Origin of the sequence: Hansschlegelia beijingensis, from assembly GCF_045505405.1 — a bacterium.
In the GTDB taxonomy this organism is placed as follows: domain Bacteria; phylum Pseudomonadota; class Alphaproteobacteria; order Rhizobiales; family Methylopilaceae; genus Methylopila; species Methylopila beijingensis_A.
The window spans coordinates 1-14180 of the sequence record NZ_JBJKEX010000053.1; the positions used below are offsets into that span (position 1 = coordinate 1).

The 14180-nt window shown below is 68.8% G+C and carries 9 protein-coding genes and 1 pseudogene; 6 read left to right on the plus strand and 4 right to left on the minus strand.

The window, feature by feature from the left end; genetic code table 11:
• Positions 1–29: 29 nt before the first annotated feature.
• Positions 30–782: pseudogene (rnd, locus tag ACIKT0_RS05625) on the minus strand (ribonuclease D); the annotation flags it as partial.
• Positions 783–921: 139 nt separating this feature from the next.
• Here rnd and aspS point away from each other — a divergent pair.
• Positions 922–2718 (plus strand): aspartate--tRNA ligase, encoded by a 1797-nt coding sequence (aspS, locus tag ACIKT0_RS05630; RefSeq protein ID WP_407104395.1) that lies wholly within the window; start codon positions 922–924, stop codon positions 2716–2718.
• A gap of 9 nt (positions 2719–2727) precedes the next feature.
• On the opposite strand, the gene ACIKT0_RS05635 is transcribed toward aspS, so the two are convergent.
• On the minus strand, positions 2728–4704 hold the full coding sequence (locus ACIKT0_RS05635) for a hypothetical protein (protein WP_407104396.1): 1977 nt from the start codon (positions 4702–4704) through the stop codon (positions 2728–2730).
• A 192-nt stretch (positions 4705–4896) separates the two neighbouring features.
• On the opposite strand from ACIKT0_RS05635, the gene ACIKT0_RS05640 reads away from it, so the two are divergent.
• From ACIKT0_RS05640 to ACIKT0_RS05650, 3 genes are all read left to right on the plus strand, one after another.
• Positions 4897–7212, plus strand: a complete 2316-nt coding sequence (locus ACIKT0_RS05640; RefSeq protein WP_407104397.1) for an NADP-dependent malic enzyme — start codon at positions 4897–4899, stop codon at positions 7210–7212.
• An 85-nt stretch (positions 7213–7297) separates the two neighbouring features.
• Positions 7298–8908 carry an EAL domain-containing protein gene (locus ACIKT0_RS05645; protein ID WP_407104398.1) on the plus strand — a complete coding sequence of 537 codons (1611 nt, stop codon included), beginning with the start codon at positions 7298–7300 and terminating at the stop codon, positions 8906–8908.
• Between the two features lie 107 nt (positions 8909–9015).
• Positions 9016–9300: a YMGG-like glycine zipper-containing protein gene (locus tag ACIKT0_RS05650; RefSeq protein WP_183394101.1), complete on the plus strand. Its 285-nt coding sequence runs from the start codon at positions 9016–9018 to the stop codon at positions 9298–9300.
• A gap of 55 nt (positions 9301–9355) precedes the next feature.
• On the opposite strand, the gene trpE is transcribed toward ACIKT0_RS05650, so the two are convergent.
• Together trpE and ACIKT0_RS05660 are read right to left on the minus strand one after the other, a co-directional pair.
• Complete coding sequence (trpE, locus tag ACIKT0_RS05655; protein WP_407104399.1) at positions 9356–10870, minus strand: anthranilate synthase component I; 1515 nt, start codon at positions 10868–10870, stop codon at positions 9356–9358.
• Positions 10871–10887: 17 nt separating this feature from the next.
• Positions 10888–12771, minus strand: a complete 1884-nt coding sequence (locus tag ACIKT0_RS05660) for a peptidylprolyl isomerase (protein WP_407104400.1) — start codon at positions 12769–12771, stop codon at positions 10888–10890.
• A 188-nt stretch (positions 12772–12959) separates the two neighbouring features.
• On the opposite strand from ACIKT0_RS05660, the gene tpiA reads away from it, so the two are divergent.
• On the plus strand, positions 12960–13724 hold the full coding sequence (gene tpiA / locus ACIKT0_RS05665; protein WP_407104401.1) for a triose-phosphate isomerase: 765 nt from the start codon (positions 12960–12962) through the stop codon (positions 13722–13724).
• Between the two features lie 122 nt (positions 13725–13846).
• Positions 13847–14180: preprotein translocase subunit SecG (secG, locus tag ACIKT0_RS05670; RefSeq protein ID WP_407104402.1), on the plus strand; the 334-nt coding region annotated here is incomplete at its 3' end.

Genomic DNA, 14180 nt, shown 5'->3' on the forward strand with positions numbered 1-14180 from the left:
GCTGAAGGGTTGAGCCGCTTTCAAGACAGCGGGGCGCGCGAGGCGCAACCCAACCCTCCAGGGGCGTCGTCCTTCAGCACGCGGGAGCGCGGCACGTCCCGGCCCTGCGCCTCGCTCTCGCGCCAGGCCGCGACCTCCATCATCACGGCGAGATCGCGGGGCTTCTTCAGCCGCGAGCGGAAGCGCTGCCAGGCGTCCTCGGGGTGCGACTGGTAGGTGGCGGGGGAGGTCAGAACCTCCATCTCCTCCAGGAGCCACTCGGCGCGGCCGCGCTTCTCGAGGTCGCTCGAGAGCTTCTGGTAAACCTTGCGGAGATGCGTCACGTCCGCGATCGCGTAAGTGACCTGGTCGTCCGTGAGCGGGCGCCGGCTCCAGTCGGTGAAGCGCGACGACTTGTCGAGCGCGACGCCCGTCGTGCGCTGGACGAGCTGGTCGTAGGAGATCGAGTCTCCGAAGCCGAGCACCATCGCGGCGACCTGGGTGTCGAACACCGGGTGCGGGATTCGCCCGGCGAGATGATGGAAGATCTCGATGTCCTGGCGCCCCGAGTGGAACACCTTCAGCACCGACTCGTCGGACATCAGGTCGTAGAGCGGCGCGAGGTCGATGTCGGGCGCGAGCGCGTCCACCACCACCGGCCCCTCCTCGTCGGCGAGCTGCACGACGCAGAGCTTCGGCCAGAAGGTCGTTTCTCGCAGAAACTCGGTGTCGACAGTGACGAACGGCGCCTTCGCCATACGGGCGCAGGCTTCTGCGAGAGCGTCTGTGCTGGTGATCATCATCGTGGGGCCGCATATAGCGGCTTCGCCCGGCGATGTCTCGCCTCCGGGCGCCTCGCCTTGACAAGGCCGGGGCCCCATGCCGTGGTCCGGCCGCCTTTTGCGGCGGGACCGCGCCGCCCGAAATCCAGGACTTGTCGCCATGCATCGCTACCGCACCCACACTTGCGGGGAACTCAGGTCTTCCCACGTCGGCGAGACTGTCCGCCTCTCGGGCTGGGTGCACCGCGTGCGGGACCATGGCGGCGTTCTGTTCATCGATCTGCGCGACCATTACGGGCTGACGCAGGTCGTGGTGGATCCCGACAGCCCGGCGTTCAAGCTGGCCGAGACGGTCCGCTCCGAGTGGGTGATCCGCTGCGACGGCCGGCTCCGCGCACGGCCCGAGGGCACGGAGAACGCCGAGCTGCCGACCGGCCAGGTCGAGCTCTACTGCACCGAGATCGAGGTTCTGGGGCCGGCGGCCGAGCTGCCGCTGCCGGTGTTCGGCGATCAGGAATACCCGGAGGAGACGCGGCTCCGGTACCGCTTCCTCGATCTTCGGCGGGAGAAGCTGCACCGGAACATCATGACGCGCGGCGCGATCATCGACGCCATGCGCTCGAAGATGAAGACGCAGGGCTTCTTCGAGTTCCAGACGCCGATCCTGACCGCGTCGAGCCCCGAAGGGGCGCGCGACTTCCTGGTGCCGAGCCGCATCCATCCGGGCAAGTTCTATGCGCTGCCGCAGGCGCCGCAGCAGTACAAGCAGCTGATCATGATGAGCGGCTTCGACCGCTACTTCCAGATCGCGCCCTGCTTCCGCGACGAGGATCCGCGCGCCGACCGGCTGCCGGGCGAGTTCTACCAGCTCGACCTCGAGATGAGCTTCGTCGAGCAGGAGGACATCTTCGCGGCGGTCCAGCCGGTGATCACCGGCGTGTTCGAGGATTTCGCCGGCGGCAAGCCGGTGACGAAGAACTGGCCGCGCATTCCATACGCTGAGGCGCTGCGGAAGTACGGCACCGACAAGCCGGACCTCCGCAATCCGCTCCTCATGCAGGACGTCTCCGAACATTTCCGCGGCTCGAACTTCAAGGTGTTCGCGCGGATGCTGGAGACGGAAGGCAATCAGGTCTGGGCCATCCCCGGTCCCGGCGGTGGCAGCCGCGCGTTCTGCGACCGGATGAACTCCTGGGCGCAGTCGGAGGGCCAGCCCGGCCTCGGCTATGTCATGTGGCGCGAAGGCGGAGAGGGCGCAGGTCCGATCGCCAACAACATCGGCCCGGAACGCACCGCCGCGATCCGCGACCAGCTCGGCCTGAAGGACGGCGACGCGGCCTTCTTCGTCGCCGGCGATCCGTCCAAGTTCGTGCGCTTCGCCGGACTTGCGCGCACCAAGGTCGGCGAGGAGCTGAAGCTCGTCGATCACGACCGTTTCGAGCTGGCCTGGATCGTCGACTTCCCGATGTATGAGTGGAACGAGGACGAGAAGAAGGTCGACTTCTCCCACAACCCCTTCTCGATGCCGCAGGGCGGGCTCGACGCGCTGAACACGCAGGACCCGCTGACCATCAAGGCCTTCCAGTACGACATCGCCTGCAACGGCTTCGAGATCGCCTCCGGCGGTATCCGCAACCATCGCCCCGAGGCGATGGTGAAGGCGTTCGAGATCGCCGGTTACGGCGAGAAGGACGTGGTGGAGCGCTTCGGAGGCATGTACCGCGCGTTCCAGTACGGCGCCCCGCCGCATGGCGGCATGGCGGCCGGCGTGGACCGCATCGTGATGCTGCTCACGGGCGCCACCAACCTCCGCGAGATCTCGATCTTCCCGATGAATCAGCAGGCGCTCGACCTGCTGATGGGCGCGCCCTCGGACGTGACCCCGAAGCAGCTGCGCGAGCTGCACATCCGGCTGAATCTGCCGCAGGGGCAGGCTCCGACCACGAAGCCGGCCTGACGAACCCCGTCAGCGCCGGTTGAGGATCTTCACGTCGATCGTCTGCGCGATCCCTGCGGGCCCCAGCCTCAGGGACTGAAGGAGATCGATCAGCCGCGTGTCCGGCGTCTTGGGGTTGATCGTGATCTCGAGCGATATCGGCTGCCGGATGAACGCCGCGAGGGCCTCTGCGGACTGCCTCGCCGGCGGGCCGAACAAGGTCGAGATCTCGTCGCTGGCGCGGACCGCGAGCGCGGCGCGGAAGACCTCGTCCGGCTCGGCGGCGTTCCGGGCCGCCCGCTGAAGGGCGGTTTCGAACAGGCCGTCGTTCCGCACGGTGATCTTGAACGGCTCGAGGATGATCGCGGACAGCTGGTCGATGAACTGCTGGCCGCCGCTGATCGCGAGCAGAGGGTCGACCTTCGCGAGAGAACCCGAGGCGTCGATGGCGCCGAGATCATCGATCGTCGTCTTGAGCGAGTTCAACGACAGCTCACGCGTGTTCGGGTCGAGGGTCATCGAAAGGCGGCCGGCCCCCTTCACCTGCGTGAGACCAATCCTGCGAATGGTCGCCGCCAGACGTGAGGCGTCATCGGGCGTCACCTCGACCCCGTTGAGCTCAAGCCCCAGATGCTGCGGCACCGCGTCAAGCGGGGCGTCGACGTCCACCCGGGCGCTCGCGAGCGCGAACGCGCCGTCCGGATCGCCATAGCGCGCGTCGCGCAGCTCGAGCCCCTGAATGCGAGGCGCCGTCAGGACCACGTCGTCCGCGGTCGGCTGCGTCGTCAGCATGATCTCGTCGCGTCCGATGCGCTCCGCATAGGCCGCGAGGCGCGAAGCATCGAAGCCTCTGAGCTGCGCGTGGGAGACCTGCAGCGACCGGCTGCCGGCTCCGGAGTACGTCAGTCCTTCGATCGTGACCTGCTCCAGACGCGCGTCCGCATACGGACCGACGGAGACCGAGCGGATCGTCGCCGAAAGGCCGCCGCCCCTCCGCGGGGCCTGCTCCGCCCGCACGCGGGACAGTTCGATGGCGTCGAAGCTCAGGGCGCGTGCCCCCTCGACGATCATCAGGATCTGTTGCCTGAGGTCGGCGGGGGTCAGCGCCTCCTCGTCCTTAAGCTTCGCGAGAAGCTCGTCGACTTCGGCGAAGGGAAAGGTGAGGGGACGCAGCTGAACGCCCCTGGCTGATGCGGCGGCGGCCCGGATGGTGATCTCCCCGCGGGCCGCGCCTCCGGCGCGCAGGGCGAGACGCGACGCTGAAATCTCCTTGAGAAGCGGCTCCCGGCCGCTCGCCCTTTCGCCGGCGTAGAAGCGCCACAGGGTCGGGAGACTGAGCCCGGCGAGCGACGCGGCGCTCGCCGTGACCTGGACGGGCGGGGCGGCCGGGTTCTTGCCGGCGGGCGCTTCCACGGTGATGTCCTCGATCGAGGCGGCCTCGATCACCCCGTCCACCAGACGCGTGACCGAGATGTTCTTGAGCGAGCGCCGTGTCCCGGTCTTGCCGGCGACGAGCTCGATCAAGGGAACGCTGATCCCGCCCACCGAAACCTGTCCGATGACCTCCGCCTGGCTCTCGGCCCGAGGGCCGGCGCCGGGCGTTGTGACCAGCCCCTCTTCTGGACCCGAATAGTCCTGGAGCTCGATCCGGGGAACGGCCGTGCGGTCGGCGCCCGACAGGACGATGACGTCGTCGAACACGATCCGGCGAGCCGTCAATCGTCCCTCGGAGGGCCACGGTTCGATCATCGTCAGGGCGCCGATGCGGACCTTCGACCCGCCGCCCGGCGGATCGATCGTGAGGCCGTGGATCACGACGGTGCGGCTAGCGAGAGCGACCGTGACCTCGCCCCGGTTCACGACGGAGGTGCTCCGGATGCGGATGTTCTGCAGCGCATCGTCCACGCGCCCCTCGACGACGACGCGCACCGCCCATGGCGCGGCCAGGGCGCACGCCGCCACGAGGATCAGCGCTGCCAGCGCGTAAACGCCAACTCTAGGATTCATGCTCGAAAGAACTTTCTGGCGCTTGGGTCGACGGTCGAGTTCAACAACGGCATCGTAGGGCTCACGGTTCACGCGCTTTTCGTCCGCACGCAGGGCGCCACGAGGAGCGTCCGTGCGGGCCGTACCCTTGACGGCTCGCGGCGGAGGGCGCCATCCCCCTGAACGCGTGCAGGTGCGTGTTGGAGGAGCGGTATGGCCAGCCAGATGTCGGACGATCTACGCACCGGAGCGCTGGTCTATCACCGCGGCTCCAGCGTCACGGGCGCGCGCCCGGGCAAGCTCGAGATCAAGGCGACGAAGCCGCTCGGCAACCAGCGCGACCTCGCGCTCGCCTACTCGCCCGGCGTGGCCGCGGCCTGCGACGCCATCGCGGAGGACCCCGATCAGGCGGCGGACCTGACTGTCCGCCAGAACCTCGTCGCCGTCCTGACCAACGGAACGGCGGTTCTCGGTCTCGGCAATATCGGTCCCCTCGCCGGAAAGCCGGTGATGGAGGGCAAGGCCGTCCTCTTCAAGAAGTTCGCCGGGATCGACGTCTTCGACATCGAAGTGGCCGAAACCGACGCGCAGCGGCTGATCGAGGTGATCTGCGCGCTTGAGCCCACCTTCGGCGGAATCAATCTCGAGGACATTAAGGCCCCCGAATGCTTCGAGGTCGAAGAGGGCTGCCGCGAGCGCATGGGCATCCCGGTCTTCCATGACGATCAGCACGGCACCGCGATCATCGTGGCGGCGGCGATCACCAACGGGCTCGAACTGGCCGGAAAGCCGCTCGGCGAGGTCAAGATCGTGACCTCCGGCGCCGGCGCGGCCGCGATCGCATGCCTCAACCTGCTCGTCACGCTCGGCGCGAAGCGCGAGAACATCTGGGTCACCGACATCGAGGGCGTCGTCTATGAGGGCCGCGAGGCGCTCATGGACCGCTGGAAGGCGGTCTACGCCCAGCCGACCGACAAGCGGACGCTCGGAGACGTGATCGACGGCGCGGACGTGTTCCTCGGGCTTTCGGCCGGCGGCGTGCTGAAGCCCGACATGGTCAAGCGGATGGCTGAGCGGCCGATGATCATGGCGCTGGCCAACCCGACGCCGGAGATCATGCCCGACGAGGCGCGTCAGGCGAGCCCGGGCGCGATGATCTGCACCGGCCGCTCGGACTTCCCCAATCAGGTCAACAACGTCCTCTGCTTCCCATACATCTTCAGGGGCGCGCTGGACGTCGCCGCGACGACGATCAACGAGGCCATGAAGGCCGCCGCGGTCCGCGCGATCGCGGCGCTGGCGCGCGAGCCGTCCTCCGACGTGGTGTCCCAGGCTTACGGCGGCGTGACCCGGCTGTTCGGCCCGGATTCGCTGATCCCGAGCCCGTTCGACCCGCGCCTCATCCTGCGCATCGCGCCAGCCGTCGCGCGCGCCGCGATGGAGACGGGCGTCGCGCGCCGCCCGATCGCGGATTTCCGGGCCTATGAGGAGCAGCTCAACCGGTTCGTGTTCCGCTCGGGCTTCATCATGAAGCCTGTGTTCGCCGCCGCCCGGGCCGCGCCGAAGCGGGTGATCTACGCCGACGGCGAGGACGAGCGTGCGCTGCGGGCCGCCCAGGTCGCGATCGAGGAGGGGATCGCGACGCCGATCCTGATCGGCCGTCCTCATGTCATGGAGGTCCGGGCCCGGCGGTTCGGGCTGACCTTCAAGCCGGGGGACGACGTCGAGACCATCAATCCCGAGGACGACCGCCGGTACCGCGAATACGTCGCGCTCTATCAGGAACGCGCCGGCCGCCGCGGCGCGACCCTCGACCGCGCCCGCACCGTGGTGCGCACCAACGCGACCGTGATCGCCGCCCTCGCCGTGCAGCGCGGCGACGCCGACGCGATGATCTGCGGCATGGAAGGCCGCTTCCGCGATCATCTCGACGCGATCGACCATGTCATCGGGCGCGCGGAGGAGGCCTGCGACTACTCGGCGCTGTCGCTGCTGATCAGCGGGCGCGGCGCGTATTTCCTCGCCGACACCTATGTGACGCCCGATCCGGACGCGGAGAGCATCGCGGACTGCGCGATGCTCTGCGCCAAGAGCGTGGCGCGTTTCGGCCTGACGCCGAAGGTCGCGCTGCTTTCGCATTCCAGCTTCGGCTCGGACGACACGCCGGGCGCGATCAAGATGCGCGAGGCGCTCCGGCTGATCCGCGCCCGGGCGCCCGATCTCGAGGTCGACGGCGAGATGGCGGGGGACGTCGCGCTCGAGCCCGCGCTGCGCGAACGGCTGCTGCCGAGTTCGACGCTCACGGGCGAGGCGAACCTGCTGATCTTCCCCAATCTCGACGCTGCGAACATCGCAAGCCAGCTCATCAAGGGAATCGCCGACGCGCTCCCTGTCGGCCCGATCCTGATCGGGCCCGCGAAGCCCGCACATGTCCTGACGCCCTCCGTGACCGCCCGCGGGGTCGTCAACATGACGGCGCTCGCGGTCGTGGAGGCGCAGGTCGTCGCCGGAACCCAGGCCGCGAGCTGACTTAGCGACGCATTAAGCTCCCTGTGGCAGGTTCCCGCGCATCTCGGAGTGCGCGGCCGCCGCAGGACGAGCGGAGGCGCGCTTGATGCGGGACGGCGGACACTCCTGGAGAAAGGCGCTGCTCGCCGGCCTTGCGGTCGCGCTGGTGCCCGTTCTGGGCCTGAACGTGCTGCTGGCCGTGAATTTCGTGACGGCGTCGCAGCGCGACGCCGACGGGGTCGCGGCCGAGGCGCTTGGCTTCGTCGAAGAACGCCTCGACAACGCTTCGACGGCCCTTATCGGGCTCGCCCTGAAAGGCGTATCCGACTGTGGGCCGGCCGAGGCGGCCACGGTCCAGGCGGCCTGGCGCCGGGCGCCGCAGATCTCCGAGATCGCCGTCGTCGACGCCGCGGGCTCCGCCACCTGCTCGGCGCTCGGGACCCCGCGAGTGGTGAGGCGCGCTTCCGCCGAACACGAGGCGATCAGCCCGGAACTCAGCCTGTCGACCGTCACGGCCGGCGAGAACGGCGCCCAGCGCCTCATCCGCCTGCAATGGCGTTACCCGGCCGGCGACGGAATACGCGCCCTGGTGCCGGGCGATCAGCTCTTCCCGAAGTTCCTGCGCGGCCGGGGCAGCGCGGCCTTCGCCGTGCAGGTCGTGATGCTCGACGGCCCGGTGGTGGCACGGCGCTTACTCGACCCGGCGCTGGCGGAGCCGCAGCCGTCGATCATCCCGTCCGTCCACGCGGCCTCCGCGTCGAGCCGCTATCCGATCCGGGTGGACGTCGACATGCCCGGCGGCGCGATCTCGCAGGCCAACAAGAGCCTGTTCGTCTACGCCAACCTCTCCGGGCTCCTGTTCGCGGCGCTGACGGTGGCCGGCGCCGTGCTGCTCAGCCGGCGCTCCGGCGGCCCGGTGCGGGAGATCCACGACGGGATCCGGAGGGGGGAGTTCATTCCGTACTACCAGCCGGTGATCGATATCGTGACCGGCCGGCTGACTGGTTGCGAAGTGCTGGTCCGGTGGCGCAAGCGCGACGGCAGCATCGTTCCGCCGGGGCGCTTCATCTCGCTGGCGGAAGCGAGCGGCGAGATCTTCCCGATGACGCTCGCCCTGATGGAGGCCGCCCGCGACGACCTCGCCGCGTTCTATTGCGACCGGCCGCACCTCAAGCTGGGGTTCAATCTGTTCGCAGGCCATTTCGACGACGTCACGATCGCCGACGAGGTCGAGGCGATCTTCTCCGGCTCGTCGATCCGCATGGGGCAGCTGATGTTCGAGGTGACCGAACGGCAGCCGCTCCACGACATCAGGCGGGCGAGGCAGGTGATCGCGCGCCTGCAGGACCTCGGCGCCCGCGTCGCGCTCGACGACGTCGGCACCGGCCATGGCGGCCTGTCCTATCTTCTGAAGCTCGGCGTGGACGTGATGAAGATGGACAAGATGTTCGTCGACGCGATCGGCACCGATCGCTACTCGGTCGCGATTGTCGACAGCCTCGTGAAGCTCGCCGAGGACATGAATCTTGACCTGATCGCCGAAGGCGTCGAGACCATCGAACAGGTCGAGTATCTCCGCGCAAAGGGCGTTCGACTCGCGCAGGGATACGTTTTCGCGCCGCCGCTGCCGGCGTCGTCGTTCCTTGCGCTCGTTGAGGCGATGTCGCCCCTGGCGCGCGAGGTCGATGACGCCCCAAAACGGCTCGCGACGGCCTGACGACGCCGACCCGTCAGCGGTCGGTTCACCACTTTCGGCGCCGGCGGCTAGCCGAACGCGCCGGAGCGCCTACAATCCACTGATCCCAATCTGGAGCTCTGACGCCAATGAAAAAACTCGGCTCAATCGTCGCCATCTCCGCTGTCGCGCTCGGTCTGGCCGCCTGCGGCGAGACGCGTAACGAGCGCACGCTCAGCGGCGCGCTGATCGGCACGGGCGTCGGCGCGGCTGCTGGTGGTCTGATCGCGGGCAACGCCACCGGCGCGGTGGTGGGCGGCGCTCTGGGCGCCGCCGGCGGCGCGGTGGTCGGCTCACAGACGCGCGGCGACCGTTCCCGCTGCTACGCGACCAACCGGTACGGCGAGCGCTATCGGGTCCCCTGCCGCTACTGAGCAGGCGGAGGTTTCGTCGACAAGAAAAGGGCGCCCTCTCCGAGGGCGCCCTTTTTTACTGGCCGCGGCCCACGCTGCTGGCGAAGCGTCGCGCCTCGTCGGCGGCGCGGAACAGGGCCTTCGCCTTGTTGACGCATTCGGCCTGTTCGGCGGCCGGCGAGGAATCCGCGACGATGCCGGCGCCCGCCTGAACATGGATGCGCCCGTCCTTGACGACCGCGGTGCGCAGCACGATGCAGGTGTCCATTTCGCCATTGGCGCCGAAATACCCGACGCAGCCGGCGTAGACGCCCCGCTTGTCCTTCTCGAGCTCGTCGATGATCTGCATCGCGCGGACCTTCGGCGCGCCCGAGACGGTCCCGGCGGGGAAACCCGCCACCAACGCGTCCAGGGCGTCGTGCGGCGTCGCCAACCGGCCCTCCACGTTGGACACGATGTGCATGACCTGGCTGTAGTACTCGAGGAAGAACTGATCGGTGACGGACACGGTGCCGATCTCCGAGACGCGCCCGACGTCGTTTCTTCCGAGATCGAGCAGCATCAGATGCTCGGCCCGCTCCTTGGGGTCGGCGAGCAACTCGGAGGCCAGCGCCCGGTCGGCCGCCGGCGTCGCGCCGCGGGGCCGCGTTCCTGCAATCGGACGGATGGTCACTTTGCCGTCGCGCACCCGCACCAGGATTTCCGGGCTCGATCCGACGATCTGGAAGCCGCCAAAGTCGAGATAGACGAGGAACGGCGCGGGGTTCGTCCGACGCAGCGCGCGGTAGAGCGCAAAAGCCGGGAGGTCGAACGGCGCCTCGAACCGCTGCGACAGCACGACCTGGAACACGTCGCCGGCGGCGATGTACTCCTTCGCGCGCGCAACCATCGCCTCATACTCGGCGGGATCGGTGTTCGAAACGAACGCCGCTCCGTCGGACTCCGTCGGCCGCGCAGGCTTCTTCGGCACGGGACTGTCGAGTCCCTCCACGATCTCGGCCAGCCGATCTACGGCGCGGGCGTGCGCCACCTCAGCCGAGACGCCGGGCGTCGGCCGCACGGGCGTGACGACCGTGATCTCGTCCTTCACGGAGTCGAACACCACCATCACGGTCGGGCGCATGAGGACCGCGTCAGGCGTTCCGAGCCGGTCCGGATTGGGAGGGCCGATGTCCTCCATCTCCCGAACCATGTCGTAGCCGAGATAGCCGAACACCCCTGCCGTCATCGGCGGCAGATTATCCGGCAGGTCGATGCGGGACTCGGCGAGCAGCAGCCTCAGGGATTCCAGCGGAGGCTCCGGGCAGGGCTCGAAAGTCTCCCGGTCCTGCAGCGCCTGACGGTTGATCTCCGCACGTCCGCCGCAGGAGCGCCACAGCACGTCGGGCCTGAGCCCGATCATCGAGTAGCGGCCGCGCGTCGCGCCGCCTTCCACGGATTCCAGCAGGAACGCGTTCGGCCGTCCCTCCGCCAGCTTGAGATAGGCGGACACCGGCGTCTCTAGGTCGCCGACCAACGTCGTGGCGACGACCTGAGGCTCGCCGGCGGCGTATCCGGGCGAGAACGCCGCGACGTCGGGGAAAACGATCATGAGCCTGGTCCCGGCGGTCAGCTGGCCCCGCCGACAACCTCGGCGATCGCGCTCGGGTCGAAGCGCGTGCCGAGATCCTCTCGGAGTTTCTGCACGAAGGCCGAGACGATGTCCGAGCCCATGCCGGCGGCGAGCCTGTCGAGCTGTCCGCTGTCATCCGGGGCCGCCGGATCGAAGGGCCGGATGTTCTCGGCGGTCACCTTGAACAGCAGCCGCGATCCGGTTTCGTCCGCGGCCGTCGCGCCGAAGCCTTCCACGGGGGTCTGGAACACGCTGGTCGCCTGGGCGGCCTTGATCGAGGGCGCGCCGCCGCTGCGGGTGGTCTCCGCCTGCTCGACCTCGAGCTTCTGGGCCGCAGCCACGTCCTCAAGCGTCTTGCCGCCCTTGAGCTCCGCGAGCAGTGCGTCCGTGCGCTGGTCGAGGCGGCGGCGGGCTTCATCCTCGCGCCACCGGGTCTCCGCCTGCGCGCGGGCCTCGTCGAACGAAAGGTCGCGAGCCTCCGTGACGTCGCGCACGTCGAACCAGACATAGGAATCGTCGGCCGAGACGACGTCGGACTCGACCTCAGGCTCGAACGCCTTGCTCAAGAGCTCGGACGAGAGAGGCAGATCAGACACCCCAGCGCCGTCCGGCGCCCTGCCGCCGCGGTCGACGGCTTCGACGACGCGCACGGGCAGGTTCTGGGCCTTGCCGATCTCCTCCAGCGTGGCGCCCCCGAGCCGGGCCTCGTCGATCTTGTCGTGCAGCGCCAGCACGTCCTTCTTGGCGGAGAGCTCCGCCAGCACGGCGCGGATCTCGTCGCGGACGTCCTCGAAGTTCTTCACCCGCTCCTGCTGAATGCCGGTCACCCGCAGAAGGACCGTGGCGTACTGGCCCTGCACGGGAGGGCTGACCTCGCCCTGCTTCAATGCGAAGGCCGCGTCGGCGACCTTGCGATCGAACATCTCGGCCTTGGTGAGATTGCCCAGGAACGCGTCCTCGGGCTTGATCTTGCGCTGGATGATGAGCTGCTCGAACAGCTCTCCGTTCTTGATCTGCTCGTAGGCGGCCTGGGCTTCCTCGAGGGTCGGGAAGGAGATCTGCTCGATCGAGCGCTTCTCGAGCTCCGAGTACTGGGGCTTGTTCGCGTCGTAATAGGCGCGGATCTCGCTTTCCGGGATGTCCTTCGACGGCGCGATCGCCTTCGCGTCGAGCGCCAGCAGGGCGAGCTTGCGGTACTCCGGAGCTCGGAAGGCGTTCTTGTGCTCGTCGTAATAGGAGCGGAGCGCCTCTTCGCTCGGCGCGGGGATGCTGGCCGGATCTTCGGGCTTGAGCTCCAGATAGGTGATCGACCGGCTGTCGGCGTTGAACGCGTGGATCGCCTGCCGCAGCGCGACCGGCGTCGTCATGTTCGCCGTCATGGCGTCCGTCAGCTGCTTGCGGGCGGTGAAGCTGCGCTGCAGGCGGATGTAGTCGTTCTCGGTCAGATTGTTCTGCCGGAGGATCTCCTGGAACGTCACGCGGTCGAAGCCGCCGGTCGGGCCGCGGAACATCTCGTCGTCCTGCACCTCGCGGGCGACTTCCTCTTCGCTGACCGAAAGCCCCAGCTTGGCGACGCTGGCGTCGATCGCGGCCTCATTGACCATGTTTCCAAGCACGCGCTCCCCGACGCCTGCGAGCCGCGCCTGTTCGGGCGTGATCACGCGCTTGGCCTGCTGGCTTATGCGCCGGAGCTCGTTCGAATAGGCGTTCCGGAACTCTTCGACCGTGATCTTGCGGTCGCCGACGACGGCCGCGTCCCGGCCGCCTCCGCCGATGCGAAAGATGTCGGCCACGCCCCACACCGCGAAGCTCAGCACGAGCACTCCGAGGAAGACCTTGGCGACCCAGCCGGCGGCGCCTTTACGAAGCGTCTGAAGCATCGCGAATTCACGTCTCGCGTTCGAGGAGAGAGGCGGAGCGGACGCTCCGCTGGCGGCGGCGAGAGCTGACACGCTCCGCCGCCCGTCGCAAATCGCAAGCGCGGGAGGAATTTGCAAGCGTGACGGCTTCTGCTAGGTCGCGACGGCCCCGCCACGACGGCGCGGCTCCGCTTCCGGAGGCAGTGCAGATGTCGAACGCCGCGCGTAAGCCGCTCATCGCAGGCAATTGGAAGATGAATGGTCTGGGCGCTTCCGCGCCCGAGTTCGTGCGGATCGTCGGCGCGTATCAGGGGTCGCTGAAGAACGCCGTCGACATCATGGTCTTCCCGCCCGCGACGCTGCTGACGAGCTTCGCGACCTCCACGCGCGGGGTCGGGGTGATGGTCGGCGCGCAGGATTGCCACCCGGCGCCCTCAGGGGCTCACACCGGGGACATCTCGGCCGAAATGATCGCCGACGCCGGCGGCAAGGCGGTGATCGTCGGCCACTCCGAGCGCCGCGCCGAACACGGCGAGACCGACGCGCTCGTCCGGGCGAAGGCGGAAGCCGCGCTGCGGGCAGGTCTGGTCGCGGTGATCTGCGTAGGCGAGACCGAGGAGGAGCGGGCCGCCGGCAAGGCGTTCGAGGTCGTCGAGCGGCAGCTCGAAGGCTCCCTGCCGAACGCCGCGCGGGCGAAGACCGTGGTGGTGGCCTACGAGCCGGTCTGGGCGATCGGCACCGGCGTGACCCCGACCGTGGAGGACGTCGCCGAGATGCACGGGCGCATCCGGCGCGCGCTGCAGGCCCGGTTCGGCGCGGAAGGCGAGGGGATGCGCATTCTCTATGGCGGCTCCGTAAAGCCGGACAACGCCGCGGAACTGCTGCGGGCCGGGAACGTCGACGGCGCGCTGGTCGGGGGCGCGAGCCTGAAAGCGGACGATTTCCTGGCGATCGCTCAAGCCGCGCGGGGCTGAGCCCCTTCCAGCGTGAATACAGGAGCAGCCCCCCGCCCGGGCAAGGTGGCGGGCTGCGCCGCAGTGGTGTACAGAGCGCGCCTTGCGATCTCCCACGCAGGCCCCAGTCACGATCGAGCGTCATGCAGACCGTCCTTATCGTCATCCATCTCATGATCGTGCTCGCGCTGGTCGTGGTCGTGCTTCTCCAGCGCTCGGAAGGCGGCGGCCTCGGCATTGGCGGCGGCGGCGGCTTCATGGCCGGGCGCAGCCAGAGCAACCCGATGTCGCGCCTGACCGCGTTCCTGGCGGCGGGCTTCTTCGCGACGAGCATCTCGCTCACGATCGTCGCCGGCTATGGCGGCGGGTCGGTGTTCGACCGGCTTCAGCCGACCGGCGCCCAGCCCACGCCGGCCACGCTCCCGGGCTCGCCCAGCGCGCCGCTCGGAAGCGGTCAGGGCGGCATCCTGCCGAGCC